At 43.6% G+C, this 18,221-nt stretch carries 9 protein-coding genes; 6 read left to right on the top strand and 3 right to left on the bottom strand.

From position 1 onward, the window contains the following. The first annotated feature begins 88 nt into the window (after positions 1-88). A complete protein-coding gene (locus PRUB_RS22890) occupies positions 89-2,617 on the top strand; it encodes a TonB-dependent receptor plug domain-containing protein (RefSeq protein WP_010380004.1) in 2,529 nt (842 codons plus the stop codon). A gap of 57 nt (positions 2,618-2,674) precedes the next feature. Here PRUB_RS22890 and PRUB_RS22885 read toward each other — a convergent pair whose 3' ends face one another. Beyond that, positions 2,675-3,538, bottom strand: a complete 864-nt coding sequence (locus PRUB_RS22885; protein ID WP_010380003.1) for a hypothetical protein — start codon at positions 3,536-3,538, stop codon at positions 2,675-2,677. A 713-nt stretch (positions 3,539-4,251) separates the two neighbouring features. Here PRUB_RS22885 and PRUB_RS22880 point away from each other — a divergent pair. Continuing rightward, entirely contained in the window at positions 4,252-4,974 is a 723-nt protein-coding gene (locus PRUB_RS22880) for a hypothetical protein (protein ID WP_010380002.1), read from the top strand. Between the two features lie 11 nt (positions 4,975-4,985). Continuing rightward, positions 4,986-5,720, top strand: coding sequence for a zinc-dependent metalloprotease family protein (locus tag PRUB_RS22875; protein WP_010380001.1), 735 nt, complete (start codon positions 4,986-4,988; stop codon positions 5,718-5,720). 221 nt (positions 5,721-5,941) lie between these two features. Here the strand turns inward: PRUB_RS22875 and PRUB_RS22870 are convergent, their stop codons facing one another. After that, complete coding sequence (locus PRUB_RS22870) at positions 5,942-9,493, bottom strand: hypothetical protein (protein ID WP_010380000.1); 3,552 nt, start codon at positions 9,491-9,493, stop codon at positions 5,942-5,944. Between the two features lie 942 nt (positions 9,494-10,435). Here PRUB_RS22870 and PRUB_RS22865 point away from each other — a divergent pair. Together PRUB_RS22865 and PRUB_RS22860 are read left to right on the top strand one after the other, a co-directional pair. Then, entirely contained in the window at positions 10,436-11,233 is a 798-nt protein-coding gene (locus tag PRUB_RS22865; RefSeq protein ID WP_010379999.1) for a dermatopontin-like protein, read from the top strand. A 508-nt stretch (positions 11,234-11,741) separates the two neighbouring features. Beyond that, positions 11,742-14,597 (top strand): hypothetical protein, encoded by a 2,856-nt coding sequence (locus PRUB_RS22860; protein ID WP_010379998.1) that lies wholly within the window; start codon positions 11,742-11,744, stop codon positions 14,595-14,597. A 94-nt stretch (positions 14,598-14,691) separates the two neighbouring features. On the opposite strand, the gene PRUB_RS22855 is transcribed toward PRUB_RS22860, so the two are convergent. Next, positions 14,692-16,101, bottom strand: a complete 1,410-nt coding sequence (locus PRUB_RS22855; RefSeq protein ID WP_010379997.1) for a hypothetical protein — start codon at positions 16,099-16,101, stop codon at positions 14,692-14,694. Positions 16,102-16,649: 548 nt separating this feature from the next. Here PRUB_RS22855 and PRUB_RS22850 point away from each other — a divergent pair. After that, on the top strand, positions 16,650-18,185 hold the full coding sequence (locus PRUB_RS22850) for a basic secretory protein-like protein (protein WP_010379996.1): 1,536 nt from the start codon (positions 16,650-16,652) through the stop codon (positions 18,183-18,185). The last annotated feature ends 36 nt before the right edge of the window (positions 18,186-18,221 follow it).

The following is an 18,221-nucleotide window of genomic DNA, read 5'->3' as shown; positions in this document are numbered from 1 at the left end:
CCAATCCGATTGCACTCAAAATTGATTTATGTCAACGTCGTGCTCAATAAACAAAAAATAATACATAACATCAACAGAGTAGTAAGTGATGACAACAACCATAAAACTTTCGCCAGTTGCACTGGCACTTTTTGCGTGCTCCGTCGCAATGGCAGAACAATCTAACGAACAAAACATCGAGACCATTTCTGTACTGGGCTCCAAAGTTTCAAACCGGACAGCAACCGAGTCCACCTCACCCATTGATATCCTGGATACCGATCAACTCAATAAAGGGGGGTTTACTGAGCTTGGGCAAAGCCTGCAAGCCATCGCGCCGTCGTTTAACTTTAGCCGAACCCAGGTTTCTGATGGCTCAGATCTGTTCCGTCCGGCAACACTAAGGGGATTGCAGCCAGACCAAACTTTGGTACTGATCAACGGTAAACGTCGTCATACCCAGGCGATATTTGGCCTATCCGGCACAGTCGGTGCTGGCGCCGCGGGTACGGATATGAACTCTATTCCGATGATGGCGTTAAAAAATGTCGAGATCCTCAGAGACGGTGCCGCGGCACGTTATGGCTCCGATGCCATTGCTGGCGTGATCAACCTATCGCTCAATGACAGTACTGGCGTAACCACCGGGTTTGTTCAGGCAGGCGCTACTGGCGAAGGCGATGGTGATACCTATTCACTCGGCCTTAACCGGGGCTTTGAGCTGGGCAGCCAGGGAGGCTTTATCAATGTCTCTTTTGAATATCGCGATGCCGATGGTACCAACCGGGCTGAGCGCGACACCGGAGGCTCCTCAACCATTGCACCTGGCACTTTATCCGATGATGTGCGCTGGAAGCAGGGTAATTCTGATAGTGAGTTTATCTCTGTGTTCTATAACGCTGCGTTGCCTGTGGGCGATAAAGAGCTGTATTCATTTGCCGGCTTCTCAAATCGGACCGCTCTTGGAAACGGCTTTTACCGCGACTTTAATCGTGCCGAGCGCAACGTGCCGCAAGTGTATCCGGACGGTTTCCTGCCTAGGATCGATAACGAAGCGCAAGACCTGTCGTTTGCTATCGGCCTGAAAGGCGATATCAATCCAGACTGGGCATTCGATGTATCCAGTGTATACGGTGAAAACCAGTATGACTATTCGTCGTCCAATACCATCAATTCATCTTATGCGGCTGAGTATTTGGCGAATAACCCAACAGCTTCAGCACAAGACATCGCTGATAACGCTGGACCCAGAGGCGGCTACTCTGGTGGCTTCAGATTCGACCAGTGGACCACTAACCTGGATATCAGCGGTATTATTGACATAGACGGTGGCGAGCCGATTTACCTGTCGGTGGGTGCCGAATACCGCAAAGAAAATTATGAGATTGTCCCGGGTGAAGTGGCGTCTTATGCATGTGGCGTATCGAATTCTGACCGCTCTTTCCCGTCTGTGATTGATGCTGAAATTTTCGCCGACTGTGGTTTTCAGGCCTATCAGGGACTCAGACCCGGTGCCGCCAATAAAGCCGATCGCTCCAGTCATGCCCTGTATATTGAAGCTGAAACACTGCTTAACGAAGACTGGCTGATCAGTGCAGCGCTGCGCTACGAAGATGTATCAGATTCCAATGATGATACCATCTGGAAACTGGCAACCCGCTATGAACTCACTGAAGACCTGGCAGTGCGCGCTGCTGCATCAACCGGTTTCAGAGCACCGTCATTACAACAGTCCGGTTATACTGCCTTTACGACCACTTTAGGCGGAGATGGCACACTCGCAACATCTTATACAGCCACAGCAGGCTCACCTTTCCCAGCAGCACTGGGCGTAGATGGACTGGATCTGGAGTCCTCAGACAACTACAACCTGGGTCTGGCCTGGGACGTCAGCAGCGATCTGTCCGTTACTTTAGATTTTTATCAGATCAAGATTTACGATCGGATCAACCTGGGCAGCTTCATTGGCGTCAACAGTGATGAGCTAGACGCCTTCCCTGCTGCCAACACGGCATTGACCGCAACGGGCGCAGTGCAGGGCAACTTTTTCTCTAACTCACTGGATTCAACCACTCAGGGTGTTGACTTCATCGCTTCTTATTCGACGGTAGTCGCCAGCGGAGAACTGGATATCACCTTTGCTGCCAACAAGAATAAAACAGAAATTGATAAAGTGAACGCGCCACAGGGGATCCCTGAAGGTATCGTCCTTGATCAACAAAGACGCTCATTCCTGACCCATGGTCAGCCAAGGGAGCGGGCAACGCTAACCTTTGATTATCAACAGGATGACTGGAATGCTCTGTTACGCTTTAACTATTTTGGCAAAACCGAGGTCACTTACTTTGCAGGCGGACACATAGAACTGCCTGATTTTCTGTCTCCAACCAACAGCTGGCAGGAAACCAGCGTGGTTGAATCGGCTGTTCTGGTTGACGTCAACATGGGCTATCAGCTAACCGAGCAAATCAATCTGTCTGCCGGTATTGATAACCTGTTCGATGAAACACCTGATGAGCTGGGCGAAGACGAAGTACTGAACTTCATCACCAATGGTGCGATGCGCTACCCATTGCGTGCCTTGCCCTATGGCTTCGATGGCATGACGTATTACGCCAAAGTGAGCTTTAGCTTTTAAACATGGAAAGGGGTGGTCACCACCACCCCTTGCTATTTCAGTACTGATATGGGCTTATCATCCGCCAATATGAGATGTGACCCGCTGGCTCATTTGCGGATCTTCTGCAAATTCACTCATACCCGGGCGCTTGTAAAACACTGTGCGGGTGTAGTTTGAAATCGCCCAGATCACCCCTTCTCTGTCTACATCAATATTGTAAAAAGCGCCAAACTTAACCAGCTCACCCTCTTTCAATGTGTACACACTCTGCGGGCCGTCATTGCTACCATACACACTGGCTACCAGATAAACCTGACCACTTCCCACTGCAATGTCTTTAAGTGTGCACAAATTTCCACACACAACTGACTGCTGCTCCCAACTTACCCCGTTAAACTTATACAGCTTGTCACTTTCAGTAATCGCCCAAATGACCCCACCCAGTGCAACATCAATTTTAGTAATGACTTCGTTATTGATTCGGTAGTGACCTTCGAAGTTTTCCGTTGCATCATTAAATTTCTTTAAAGTACCATCACCGTTGACACAGTAAACATGATCCACTGTGAATGAGCTCACATCTGTTGCGCCCCAGCAGCCCGTCACAGGCTGCCAGTTGCTATCTTGATATCTGAATGCATTACCACTTTCTGAAATACTGAATGTCGCTCCTTCGTAGTATGCATAGCCAGGATCTTCTGGCGACGTACCAAAGTGATAGTGGAAATATCCACCAGAAGCCGCCAGCGCTTTTTGTCCATAAGGCAGCGCTTGTCGGTGCCAGCCACCAAATGAGTCGTCTTTTTGCACATAAGGTATGCCCTGATGGTCAATGGCAACACGTACGGGTGAATTGGTATGTCCTTCTGCCAACACCCCTGCCGACGACAAAGTAGTAGTCGCAATGAATAAAGCCTGTGCTATATGTTTTCTTTTCATTTCCTTACTCCTATAGGTTCAAGCAGACTCAGGTACAAATGAAACCAAAAAGTAGCAATATATTTGCACCTACAATCTAACCAGCATTATTTTCACAACATTTTTAACAAGCTGTGACTTTCACAACCTTGATTTCAATCAAGAGTAAGGAGCAGTTCCCAAAATTAATACTTCTATCAAGATAAAGGAGCATACTGGGAATAAAATATCTCCTATCGTTACTATTTCATGGAGTTATGATCAGTGGTAATCAATCAGTGATTGAGACAAATTGCATTGATCACGATATAATAAAAGTGAATAACATATTCCACCGAGTTGTTTTTTTGAAGCTCCCTTAATATCTCACATGAGAGTAAATTCGTTCATCCGGGTAGATAAAACTTAACTGCAACTCGCTATTAATTGCAATAATAATCGGTACAAATTAATAGCTCGAGCGCCATCACTTTCTCTCGCAATAATAAAAAAGCAATAAATACATCACATTAGTCAATTTAGCCTGACGCAATAAAGCACTTTTATTGCTTACTTTTTGGCGCTGAAATTCGCTTTTGACACTGATTTTTTGACTAATACTTATTCATTATAAGCAATTATAATTCGTTATATCATAACAAATAAATCACAAAAAAAGAGTTTTGCAACTTAATTGACACATTTGTTAACTTTAATTATATTCACTTTCCCCCCAGCCAGCCGAAGAATAAAAAATGAATAAACTGACATTTTCACTTATTTTTACAGGGATATTTATATCATATTGGCTTTTTTCTGGATCTAGCGCAGAAATTACACAAGCCCCTACTGTGCAAAAAGATGCGTTAATAGTGAATAAAAACGTAGTTAAGGCAGATCCCCTTGTTGTTTCAAGTTCACCCAAGCCCCAAATGAAAATTGCTTCAAACACAACAAAAGAAATCACGCAGGACGTAGAGCGAACGCCGCAGGATATTGGAGAAATAGCATCAATCTCTGATGACGCCAAAGCAGTATTAATAGAAGCGGGCGTGCTAGTAAAAGATATTAGTGAAGAAGCCTATGTCGAATTCAACCTGGCAGCCATGCAACAATTGGAAGTTGGAGATACCTTTGATTTAACCATTCCACAAACCACCGAAATGCATCGTGCAGAAGTCACTCAGGTAGATGTATTTCCCAACGGTGACAAAAGTGTTTTTGCAAAAGTAACTGGCTCAGGTAATCGCTTCCATAATTCCGTGATGACAGTGGGCAATGATGCCATTTACGGACAATTCACAGTCCCTTCTGGCAATTATGTTTTTGAATCCCATGGCAAACATGGCTGGATAGCCGCAAAACGCGACCTCTATAAGAATCATGTGGAGCACACGCCTCAAGAGCGTGCGCCTGCAGAAGGGGCAAAAGATCTCTTTTCCCCGCCTATCAACACTCAAACAACAAGTAAGAAGTAAGGAAAATCAATATGAAAAAAGCAATCTTAGCGACAGCGCTCACTTTGGCCTCAGGTTTAACTCAGGCCAACACAATTGATATCGCAATCCTGTATAGTGATGAAGCAGCTGCCAATACATCGAACATCCAAACGAAAATTAACCAGCTGATCTCATTTTCGAATCAGGTTTATAGCCAAAACGAAATTGACTTAAGACTTAACCTGGTCGCTTCAGCTTCTATCGGCAGTGCGCAGGTAACTGCTGACGAAAACTGGTTAAATGCACTGACGGACAGCGCGTCCATCGCACAATATCGTGATGCAAATAACGCTGACATGGTTGCATTATTAGGTGTTGGGTCATCTGCAGGCAGCAACTTAATTAGCTGTGGTATTGCCTGGGTTGGTCAGGGCAGCAATGGTAATTTGTACTCATCTCAGGTCAATAAGATGTACTCCATCACTGCTGTAGACTGCGGTGCAACCACCTTTGTGCATGAGCTAGGTCACAACCAGGGTTTAACGCATGCCCGCAGACAAGGTGACACATCCGGTGGTGTATACACCGATGGTATGGGACATGGTGTATATAATGTATTTACCAGCATCATGGCGTATCCGCATGTCTTTGGTAGCGCAACACAATATGACTACTTCTCAAACCCTAACTGGACAGCGAACGGCTATCCTTTCGGTGTTGTAGGTGAGTCATACGCCTGGAAAACCGTGAATGCAACAAAAGACGACATTGCTAATATGAAATAGCAAACAGCCTGCGCTATTATCAGGCAAATGGAATAAGAGCGCTCGACGAGCGCTCTTTTTGTTTCATTAATTAAAAAGCCGGGTCAAGCTAGCAAGCTAAAATCAGTGATCACCAGAACTCATATCTATACGTGATGATACCGTTCAATGTAGCAGTGCAAATATCTGCTAACTTTGGCCCTACGAGGGAAGATCCTCGCAAGACCATGACTGACGTCCAACTAGTGAATGATGTATTCTGGCCTGTAGAACAAGTAAGCCTCTAAGTTATTGGTTAAACCAGTGGAAACGGCTTCTAATGAAATTGATACCTTTACAGCTTGAGAAGGCGCAACAAACTCTCCTTTCAATAGCTCCCAATTATCAGCATCAGGCCAAAAACCACTGCCATACGCCCTCTTACCTTTATCTTCACCAGAAGTGTGAAATCCTCGCACTTCACCTTTACCGCCTGCAAAATAAGCAGATTTCATTGCGTGTGTTAAGCATGCATACTTAAATTGCTCTTTGGTAAGTTCAACACTCTGCTCAAGCAACGGTGTATTATTAGTATCGTAAAACGATACTCGAATGCTTGGCTTGGCTGAACAGTGAACCAGATCATCTTCCTTAATACCGGTAATATCCGACTTAAAGGCTACCGCTTCAAGTAGTCGGGCCCTGACCAGGGACTTGACTGATATTATCTGTCCGGATGAGATTGCAATGTTATCTAGTGTTTTGCTACTTACTTTTCCGGGAGTGGTATCGTGGTTAGTTAGCATTATAATAGGCTCTTTTGGGAAAATATTATGATCTCCCTGGAAAGCTTTGGTAGCTAGCCCTTTGTTTTCCCTTGCAGATCGTGTTGTTTCAATGAAACTATACAAACTACGCAATTCACTGATCGACTCTATTAAATCCCATCGGTGGAATCTATCTGGTGAATTATCATCCTTTATATATCTTCCGGCTACACACGAGTTTTTCAACCCACGCGCATACTGAGAGTAACAATATGCCAAGCCCCCATTATCATCATAAAGAAAGCTGCGCTTCCCTTCTCTGAATTCTGGTGGGAACTGGGTCATAATATAGTCAGTATAGTAACTTAAATCACCATAGAAGCCATCCGTGTATTTAGTCTCTCCATGCAGTCTAGATGTGTATGAGGAGTAGTCAAAGTTTTTAAAATGAGGATGTATGACGTGACCTGGATCCGTCGAAAGCAGCCCAAAATCTCTTTCATTATTAACTATCGGTTTACCCAATGCTCTAATATACTCAATCATGAGTGAATATTTACTTGCATCAGACTCAGGAAGCTTATTAAACAACCCTCGCACGTACCAATCTAGTACTTCTCTATCAATGGCCTCATCACTCATATCCCCGCTTTTTTTGTTGCCAAATCTTCGTGAAGTTGCATTCGGCTGGAAAAACACCTGGTCAAAGTGCTCAACAAAACCACCAGCCTTTATTGAAGAGAAACGAGTAAAGCACTCTTCTACCTTTTTATCACTTTTTTCACAGGTAATTTCAGAAAACTTTTTGCCTGGCGATGCATGTGTTTTGAAATCAGCATTTACTGTACTATAAACAAAAGCAAGGTGCTGGAGCTGACCTGATGTGCCAGGATTATTGGCTGTAAAACCATTGAGATAGCGTTTAATTTCTTTCAGATAATCATTAAATGCCGAAAGGCAGGCTTCATCTGTTTTTAATGCTTTACAGACGCTTTCGTTTTTCATACCAGATGATTCTTGACCCCACTTAAAACCTGCGAGTCTTACATTAGTTATTTCGCCTCTTTCTTTGACGTTTTCTAAGAAAATACTGTACTGCTCAATAACTTCATCAATATAGTACTTTGTTCTTTTCAAGTGCAAGCTGTAGTCAAAGCTATCAGCAGCGCCCGGCTCTATATAGGGGGCAGGAAGAATCAGGTAAACACCTCTTGGCGCGTCAGTACCCTGAGTTGTTTTATGAATAGCATCAAATATCGAAACTCTTTTGCCATTTTCATCAGGTTTAAACAAGTATTTAGTATTAAATTTTGAATTATTCAAATCAGCTAAATCAAGTTCAGACTTTACGCCAAATACATTATCAAGAAACTCTCTCCAGAAATGTCTGCTATTGACCGTTGTCAACGGAGCAATAAGCCCATCACTTTCATGGAAGGTATTTTCAAGACGATTTACTGTTGTGGTGTCCTTGTCATACTTTCCTAGGTTATTCCAAAGCACAACACCGTCAAATAGTACTTTTGACGTTTCCGATTGCGCAGCTACGCCGTTGTTTGCCTTGAGGTTACCTTGTGCATCATCAATGGCGTAGGGAAACATGTATGCTTTTATTAGCTCATAACCATCTACTTCATAGAAGTAATGCGGACCCCTGGCGGGAGCTGTTCCTGCAGTTCCAACCTTGGCTCTTGGCCATAGTTTATTGTATACATTCTGTTGACTACTATCCGTTTCAGCATGAATTGCGACGATGTGAAGCGGAGTCCCCTCGAAATAGACATTGTTATCCCATTTAACTAGCTTTATTGTTGGAGCAGAATTAGTGTCAGTTACATACCTACACTGATTATACATATTGCAGGCTTTCAACTTCACTCTTACACTCTGATTTGTTTTATAGTTCGTATTATTTATGTTGTTACCGAACTTAAACCTAACATTACTCCCTACATTCTCAGCGTTATAAGAGCCTAAAAGGCGGTCACCTTCCGCTAAAACATCAACCTGATAAAAGTTAGCATTTTTTATTTGTGAGATGTTCCACGAAAGATATTCATTTTTATTGTAGTACGGGTCAATTATTTTATTTCCTGAGCCATGCTCATAATTAAAGGAGGCATTACCTTCGACTTCCGCGCTGCCCGCCACATTAATAGTATGATAGCTTTCTGTACATGGTAAGTTTAGGTTACAAGCAGCAATCTTATATGTATGCCTACCCGGGTTACTAGAACGATGCGTGAAAAAAAGGTTCTTTCCTGAGTACAACTGTCGACCATTTAGAGAAACCGTGTAATATCCGGATGGGATAATACCTCCAGCAGGATCCCAGGTAATATTTACCGCTTCATTGAGTTCAACATCTACTTTCTCAGATGTCAGGTTTCTAACAAAACCTGGAGATGCATAGATATAGAGGCCAGTCGTTGCTGCGGAGCTACATTTATCTTGTGAATTGCAAGCCTGAACAGAGAATGATTGTCTACCATAGTGTGCGAAGTTCAGCTCTTTACTCTGACCACTAAAATAAGCGCCATTCAGTTTATAATAACTTACATACTGCCCCCCGGACTGGGGATTCCATTTCAGCACAAAATTTTTATTTACCGGCTGGTAATAGTCATGCGATTCGATAACAGGTGCGCTTGGAATTGGTAGATCTCTTATTTCAACACATTGCTCATTATTTATATTAAATAACCCGAACTTGCCCTCATTCGAGTTCCATCCCCGAACAATAAAGCACCAACGCCCTGTCTGATTGAGCGAAATTGATGTACCTGAACCTCTATGGTCCTGGAAGGTGTAACTGCCCCCGTTTAACCGGTAGCCTATTTTCACAAAAGAAAAGTCAGCAAATGAAAATCCTGGAAGAGGAGACCAAGAAATATTTGTAGGATTATTTAAATATCCGGAACTTGGTACTGAAATAGAATGGGTTACCTTACCGACTACGGTATTCGCCGAAGCAGGAAGTGACAATGATGAAACGAACAAAATTTTCGACATCGTCAGCCAGCTTTTATTTGACATTTTAAATTTCACAATTTTCCCTTTTTATTTAAAACCATCTCAATTGTACCTATTTACTCCATTTCTTGACAGCTGTAACATCACTTATATTTAACCAAATAAACTTCCGTCAAACCTGACGCACTAAATATAAACAGTTTTATCTATTAAAGTACCGCCATTCCTTCAGCCCCCAATAATTGTATGCGAAAAGCCATCAGGCTTTTTTCAGCCAGCTATACTGGCTGCTTAAATTTCCAGCCAGGCCTACTCGGCTTGACATCGCTGGAGCCTCCAGGCGTCTTTATATTTTTTATGATTATGTTATGAAGAAGCAGTTACACTGGGTTATACGCAAATACGTGCGCTTGATACATCAGCCTCAATTGTAAGGGGATCCTCAAGCGCCTGATCAACTGGGCGGTGATGAAGTAGTGAATTTCATCACCAATGATGCGATTGGCCAGCCATTACGCGTTGCCCTGCGGCTTTGATGAAATAACGTACTACGCCAAAGTGAGCTTTAGCTTTGAATTTCCCTTAGGGTGTTGTGCTTGGTCATAGCGCCCTGTCCCCTTTACCCGCATTGCATCGTCGCTTCGTGCAAAACCGACCCTTGCTTATTTATTTCTGATGTCACAGAGATCATTGGACAGGATATACATATAACAAAATAGAATAAGCATATTCCTTTGTTCTTAATTCATGTACAAGCGCTCAAAAAATTAACCAAGATAATAAAATAAATGTCCTCTCATCGGTACATATCTGCTTATAAAACAGCCGTCACAAAAATATAAAGTCAATTATCCACAACAAACAACTATTCCAATTTATAAAACAAAACCGCCCAATGAAACAAAACAGAAATCCAACGTTAATAAAAATAAAATTGACAATTTACCACCCTAAATATCAAATATATCTCGATTCTAATGAATCACCTTAAACCAAACCTTAAAAAGGATTATAAAGATGAAAGTTAGTTCTATTGGAAAAATTGCAACCCTGATTTTATCTTTCACCACTTTAAGCGCATTTGCTGCACAAGATGCTGCAAATTATATGGAATATAACCTGGGAGACAGCATCTACAGAATTCCTGCTTCACAGGCTAAAAATGTAAATGAAATTATCGAATTAATCGATAGTCAGAACGACGTATCTGAATATGGCGTTGTAGCGTTAAAAGCTGATATCCCTAATGCTGCACTGTCAACATCTGACTTCACCATGCAAGCCGGCGGTACATTACGCCTGTACAGCACGTTCAACGCTGGTTACCTGAACGATTTCGACGCTGTGCTTTCTTACACTTGCCCAAACAATATGTTCATCAAGTCAGTTTCAAGCTACCACGACAATCGCCGCGAAGATCGCCGCTTCAACATCGAATGTGGCAAATACACCACTTCTGCCGGTGCTCGCCTGTATCGCAAATCTCTAAGCTGGACTGGCTATGTAAACTCATATGACCAGGCTTTCAACTACACCTGCCCTGCTGGTAAGTTCCTGGTAGGTATGTACAGTGTACACAGCAACAGACACGAAGACCGTGTATTCAAGTTCGCCTGTGCTGCTATGGCTGAATCTTCAGCAAGTGGTTTTGCTCTGAGTGCAGAGACTTGTTCAACAGTTGGTCCAACTAACTTCGACCAACCCTGGCACCTGGGTTCAAACGGCGCGTTAGTAGGTATGTCAAGCCGCCACAGTAACTCTCACGAAGATCGTGAAACATCAGTGTCTTTCTGTACTTCAGTATCAGACTGGTAATATCCGTCACTTTCGCAGGCATTAAGTAGTAGCCTGCTTTTAACTAATATAAAAACCATAAAAAATTAAAAAATTTAAAAATAAAAACCCACCAAACAACGACATTAACTTAAAAAAATAAAAACAGAAGAACAATAAAAATCTACCATCCCAACAATTAAAAAGTTAACCCAACCACATTATACTATTAACGTTTTACACTTGTAAATTCATCAACCCCCACCAAGGTATTCTACTTCACCAGACGATGAGCAGAACACGACGCCAGGCACCTCCACATGATATTTAAAAATAGATTCGCCAGGCACTGCTCGTTAATTATCCCAGTAAACAATATAAAATATTTACCCTCTTCTGTTACTCAGGTATAAAATACACAGCCCAACAGCCAGCTATGGGCTAGTTTTTCAGGGACTGATGAAAAGCTGCAACAATCAAAGCTGTTGAATATTGCGGCTTTGTCAGTTCTTTTGAACAAATCAAACTTGAATGGAAGGACCTTAAAACCATGATACAAAAAATAACGAAGCTCCTGTTTTTCGCTTCCTGCTTAGTGTTTTTATCAAGTATTAATCAGGCTCAAGCGAGTAATCATTGCGAGTCACCACTACCAAGCAGCGTCGACAGCAATAATACACTGATATTGCAAAGCAATTCTTTTTGGGAAACGCAAAACCTGGGTGGTTATAGCGATAGTGTTAGTGCCATTGTTGCCGATATGCCAGCAGAACTAAAAAACAATGTTGATATGAGCGACAAAAATCGAGCCGAGCAGCTGCGCTGGGCCGTGCGAGTCGCCAATAACATAACGCCAAGGCCTGCACGCACTAAGATTATGGTTGCATCCTGTGATTACAACTTCAGTGATTTATACGAAGCCCACCCGGATGCACCTGTTGATGGTATCCACAACGCATTTTTACCTAAGCTGTTTATAAAAGCGGACAATATCACCATTGAAGGGATGTCAAACCAGCCGACTCCGAGACTTTACTATTCAGGAAAAGGCTTTGATGGTCTACATCACGGAAGAGTGGTGTTGATGGTGCCAAGTAAGGCGCAGGGTATTACGATCAAAAACTTGTCATTTGAAGGAGATCACCACTGGAACCATATCCAAAATCCAGCTTATACGTTGCATGAAAATAATGACAATCTTTACTTTAATGGCAGAGATCGCCGTCTGTGGTCGGGCATGATCATGATTGGCCTGGCTGGCGGCAGTAATGATGTCACTGTCGATAATGTGACCATTTTGGATCCAGCAAGGGCTGGTATTGCTATTGTGGGTAATGCCACAATCCAAAACTCAGCAATCAAAGGCAGTATCCCAATAGCCCATACTGAGAATATGCTGTCTGAGCTACTCAGTGCTTCTGGCGCGCTGTCCGCACATCTCAATATCAACTCTGCGGGTATGGGTTTTCATTCAGGCATTGCCCAACAGTTTAGTTACGGACCAATACATGTCAAAAATAACACCATACAAAACTTTGTAGAGGGGGTTAACGGCAATGGGCAAGAATGGGTGATCACCGGTAACACCATAAAAGAAATTGCAGATCATGCAATCTATATTCTAAGCAACATGAAGCCTTCGATCATTGAGCACAATAAAATTGAAATGATTTTAAGTGCAGCCATTAAGCTTGGTGGAAGAACATGTCTCGATTCCGCTACTCAGTGTATGCTTCCGACCGACCCACTCGCTGAACAGACCCGGGCCGGTGCATACAAAACACGGATCCAGTTTAATACCTTTAAGTTAATACCCAGAACATCAGTATTGTTATCAGGTACTTTTAATACGATAGCGAATAACACGATTGTTCCATACAACCCTGCTGATGACACCAGTATCGGTAACTTCTACAACCCGCTTAAACAGCCCTCGAATGTCTATCCAGACTTTTTCTTTTCTACCTCTGGGGGCCAAACTCAAAAAGACGGTCAGGGGCACAACTACTGGACTAATCACTTTGCATACAACACTGTTGCTTTCAATACCAAAGGCAGCGAAGAGCTCTCTGTCTTCATAAGCCAACGTATGGGACACCGAGATCGCAGTATAGGTATGAATGTCATCAAAGGTCCTGGCCAGAAAGTGTATTTTCACGCTCGCAAAGATTCACGTTATGCACCTTTGATTTCAGTCTCTGCGGGCACAAGCCTGTATACGGGTGGAAAACCTGATTGTATTGACTGCATTGGCAATCCCGTTGCTGACGGATATCGTAGCAACTTGGAGCCATTGTGGGCCAAAGCAATCACCATGGAAAATTCAAATGGTAATGATGTCCCGCACCTTCTGGTGAAGCTAGATAACACAGAAGAGGATGTCTTTCTGATTGGCGAGTCAGGGATCCACGAAAGGATCAACGCAGAAAATCAAGCGTTGGATATCAAGGCAGTCGCTGATTTGGATGGTGACGGCATAGATGAGATTTACTTTCAGGACAACAGCACTGATTTATCTGGTGCAAGACTGTTTCTCACTGGATCTGAAGTAGAAAACAGGCAACTGAACGACATAGCAAACACACGCTGGACCTTTCATAATGCGAATCAGGACAACTTAGTTGCGAGTCAAATCGCGTCACTGAAAGGTGCAGAGCCAGAACAACTCATTACAAATTGGTCGGGAAGTAGCGAACTACTTGGCTCCGCTTTTGATGGCCTCGGCAATCCAGTTTCCGGTAACGAAATCTATCATGGCGCAAACAATACCTCCGTAAATAAACTACAGGCAGCTGACCTGTCTGGTGTTGGGGAAATATATAGTGCCAATCAGGAGCTGTATGTGGCGCTTGATGATAACAAGGTTATAGGTATTTACTGGGATGCACAAACGTCCAGCTGGAAAAATCAAACGGTCTATTCTGGTACGCAAACACTGTCACTCATGGAGCCAGGGCGTCTCAGAAGCACAGATCCTAAGCAGCGCATGTATCAGCGTTTTTCCAGCAATACCATTTATGAAAGCAGGCCGGCCAGTTCAGGATCACTCCCGGCATTTGGATCAGGTAGTTATTTTTATAATGGTTCCGCAACAAGTGACATGTTAGTTGCAGCGGATTTAAACAATGACGGCACACAAGAAATGATCAGTCACTTTAGTCAAGTCCCAAACAAGATCTATTATGGTCAAGAGCTAAATGGTGTACTAAACAGCACACGAGGAACCATCTATGATGGCTTCACCTCCCCTAAACTCATTACACCATATCACAGTGCTGATAAAGTGGAGCGTGTCATTAGCTTATTTAACCAATCCTGGGCTATCTACCTTTCTGAAGGGCTGCGCAGTAATGGCCATAACTATGTAAACTACATTTACAGCAAAGCATTGGCAAACACCCATTAGCATTACTTAAAAAAGGCTGGCAATCAAAAAGGCCTACACACTTGGTAGGCCTTTGCTGAAAAGCTAAGCATGCAACATAACCGCGCTCGCGCCGCTACGGGTGTTGGGAAGGACCTAGTTTAGTAAAAACAGCAGTAATTTTGTGTCTGCCATGTTTGTTGTCATTTTCAGTTTGCAAACATGCGTCACTTTTAAACCAGATTGGGTTATCAGAACTGCCATTACAAATTGTCCACTCCCCCTCCAAACCTATGCTAGCACTTGCTTCAGTCACAGCTTTGAAGATATCGTCAACAGCAGCTTGACCACCTTTTTTCTCTTTGTCGTTCTCTTTAACTGCTTTAATGAAAATCTCATTTACCGTCTCATCCAAGTGCACCAATTTGATGCTATTCTTACTATCTAGCTCTCGGGTATAGTTCTTTTTAATGTCAGCTACTTTCTTGTTTATGTTTGCCCAAGGGTTTTCATTTACAGTGCCAATTAAGCTATGGTAGGCGTCAAGTTTATCTTCGAAGTAACGCTGTTTGCTCTCTAAATCAGCAATACTTTTATACCAGGCTTTGTGATTGTGGTATTCGTAACAGGCACTGAGTGCAGACAGGCACTCATCAAATCGCCGCTTAATACTGCTTTCATTAAAGTCTACACTCTCCGCAAAGAGTTTTTCTAAAGATGTGTCCGTAAATGCGTAACTGTCATCACTATTTTGCAAATACTTTTTCAACTCATACCGGATCACACTGCGGCATTTTTCAACACTTAAAGTATCAATTTGTGTGGCTATTTTTAATGCTTTACTCAACCTGGCAAACTCATTCTCGTCCTCACCATCAAGTTTAACTTCTTTCAGGATCTCAGAGGGTAAGTTATGCTCGATGTTCACCGTTATGTTTAGTTTTTTTGCTTTTTCCAGAAACTCAGAGTGCTTTTTGGCATCCATTGACATACTACCGTCACTTGTTGATATTGTCGCACCAAGCTGTCTGCCCACTGTTTGGGCCTCTTGCTTTGATGAACATTCCACAGACAAGTATATGTCGCAGTGGTAGCCGGTAACAGCGCCAGCAACATAGTAACACCCATAACTACGATAGAAACTCTCCCTATTCATCGCCCGGGCAGACGTAGTAAGTTTTGCATTAAGTGCAATGTGGTTGGCCTCACGATAACTGCGGATCAACAGTTTTGCGGTATTTTCTTTGATGTCTTTGCTACTCGACTTCTGAAGCTTATGACCAAATGAGAAGAAGCCGAAGTCCAGACTCAAGCCACTCTGCTTGCTTTTTGCTTCATATAACTCTTCATGACTCATTTCCGCTTTTACTTCAGAGTGAAATTCATTGCTGGCTATAGTTGATACATAATTGGTTACGTCTTCGAATGGTGAATGAAGCTCTGACAGGTTATGAATATAAGCTTTTACACCATTGCCAAGGTAAGAAATAACTGATCGCTCAGGATTATTCGTTTCAAATTCTACTTCGTTGTTAGTTGCTATCATTTGGCGACCTCGTTTTTATTAATTTAAGCGGCGCCATGTTAGCTCAGCTGAAAGACTCGTTGTATTACAAGCTATTACATCGTCTAAATAGCAGTCTGCATTACTGCTTTGCAAACTTTTTATTATTAGAGCATCAGGTTCGTTGCAAAGATCATAGACGAACAAGGCACAAAAAAACGGGTGCTTACGAGCAACGGGATTGCCAAATATTCACCTCTGCACAAACTGCTTCAGAGCTGGTATACCATAGCCTTCTTGACAACGATACGGATACCGAACACCCCAATACCCCAAACGGGTTATAACACATCCTCTCTTAAACAGCCGCTGCACGCCAATGCTTGCCTGTCTTATAACCAAACTGCTCAACTTTAAACCAATTTATTATTTACATCAGTTTGACAAATAAAGTGACACGGGCAATATTTAGATCGTTCCAAAACAAGTAAAGACTAAATTTAATAGCCACTTTAGTTATGTAACCAGTCGTCATCACACCTGAAAATTGGAACGTTACAAAAATACAACATGTAAAAGAGAGCAACAGGATGAAAAAACACCACAACTACAGTAAAAGTACGCTTGCATTGTGCCTGAGCAGCGCCCTGCTCGCACCTACCAGCTTTGCCAGCGCGGATCTGACCCAACCAAACTCAGGGGTTATCACCGCAAGCGGGGAGAATGGCGCAGCAGAAGGACGCGCCAAGGCGTTTGATGATTCTCAGTACAGCAAATGGCTGACCTTCTCGCCCACAGGCTGGATAGCCTATCAGTTCAACACTCCTCAGGTGGTGTCGGGCTACACATTGACTTCGGCCAATGATGCGGCCAGCCGCGATCCACAAGACTGGCAATTACTCGGCTCAAATGATGGCAACACCTGGTACGAACTTGATACACAAACCAATCAGACCTTTTCTGCACGCTATCAGACTCGCCAGTATAGTGTCGCTAACAGCCAGGCCTATCGCCACTACAAGCTGAATGTCACCGCCAACCAGGGTGCCGGGATTTTACAGCTGGCAGAAATTGAGTTGCTGGGTGGCGTGACACCGCCACCGAATGACGCCTTACCGCTGACAGACAGCAAGTCAATCAGTAAAGGAAGTTGGCAGCATTATGGGCCGTTCAATGTGGCGGGAAAAGTATCAGCAACCACCTCAGGTAACGGCGATGCCGACCTGTATATAGGCCTGGGTGGCCAGCCAACCACCAGCAACTATCACTGTGCCAGCACCTCGCCCACAGCAACGGAATCATGCCAGGCACAAGGCAATAATCTGTATGTCTCTGTCTATGGCTGGTCTGCCACCAGTTACACCATCAATATCAAAGAAGAGAGTAACAATGGCGGCGGTAACTGGGACAAGCCGGTTGTTGATTTTGTAGATATGAATCCGGAAACGGCGGGTTCGCAACTGGTAAAACGCATCATAAGCGACCCGGCTGCCCATATGGCAAACCGCTGCGTGGACGTAGCCCAGGTGCTCTATACCGATCCAAAAGAATCGCAACGTTTCAGACACCTGCGCTTTGAACTCAGAGAAAAAGACGCATGGGGCAACGACTTTGTAGCCTATAAACTCGGCCAGGATGGGTCCGGCGAGATGACCATTGCCGTCAGCACCAAGCATCTGGAAAAAGTCTATCGGGAAGGAAACAATGACGACAACGCGATCCGCGACGAAATTGACGGCATCTTGTTCCATGAAGTGACACATGGCTACAATAACTCTCCGATAACGCACGATGGCTATGGAGACGGCGGTCCTTACTGGGCGTATACCGAAGGTCTGGCAGATGCCGTGCGAATTGGCGCGGGTTTCCATAAAACCAGACAACCGGATATCACCAACCCCAAAAAGTGGCTGGGCGGATACACCACCACCGGCTTCTTCCTGCATTACATTAAACAGGAAAAAGACCCACTGTTTATCCGCAAGTTTAACCAGTCAGCAGTAGATTACACCAACTACACCTGGTCATTTGACCGTGTCTTCACCGATATACTGGGCATAGGCGTAGAGCAAGCCTGGCAGGATTATGTGCAGTTTATTCAAAACGGTGGGCAGCTTCAGTACTAGCAGATAGTAAAAAGCCCGAAGCCTGGATAGGCTTCG

This window comes from Pseudoalteromonas rubra (genome assembly GCF_000238295.3).
In the GTDB taxonomy this organism is placed as follows: domain Bacteria; phylum Pseudomonadota; class Gammaproteobacteria; order Enterobacterales; family Alteromonadaceae; genus Pseudoalteromonas; species Pseudoalteromonas rubra.
The sequence above is the reverse complement of the archived record's forward strand: the minus strand, read 5'-3'. Positions and strand labels throughout refer to the sequence as shown.

Bases quoted from the DNA above. Each gene is read 5' to 3' on its own strand.
- PRUB_RS22880 (WP_010380002.1), top strand. From the start codon at position 4,252: ATGAATAAACTGACATTTTCACTTATTTTTACAGGGATATTTATATCA.
- PRUB_RS22855 (WP_010379997.1), bottom strand. From the start codon at position 16,101: ATGATAGCAACTAACAACGAAGTAGAATTTGAAACGAATAATCCTGAG.
- PRUB_RS22875 (WP_010380001.1), top strand. From the start codon at position 4,986: ATGAAAAAAGCAATCTTAGCGACAGCGCTCACTTTGGCCTCAGGTTTA.
- PRUB_RS22850 (WP_010379996.1), top strand. From the start codon at position 16,650: ATGAAAAAACACCACAACTACAGTAAAAGTACGCTTGCATTGTGCCTG.
- PRUB_RS22890 (WP_010380004.1), top strand. From the start codon at position 89: ATGACAACAACCATAAAACTTTCGCCAGTTGCACTGGCACTTTTTGCG.
- PRUB_RS22865 (WP_010379999.1), top strand. From the start codon at position 10,436: ATGAAAGTTAGTTCTATTGGAAAAATTGCAACCCTGATTTTATCTTTC.
- PRUB_RS22860 (WP_010379998.1), top strand. From the start codon at position 11,742: ATGATACAAAAAATAACGAAGCTCCTGTTTTTCGCTTCCTGCTTAGTG.
- PRUB_RS22885 (WP_010380003.1), bottom strand. From the start codon at position 3,538: ATGAAAAGAAAACATATAGCACAGGCTTTATTCATTGCGACTACTACT.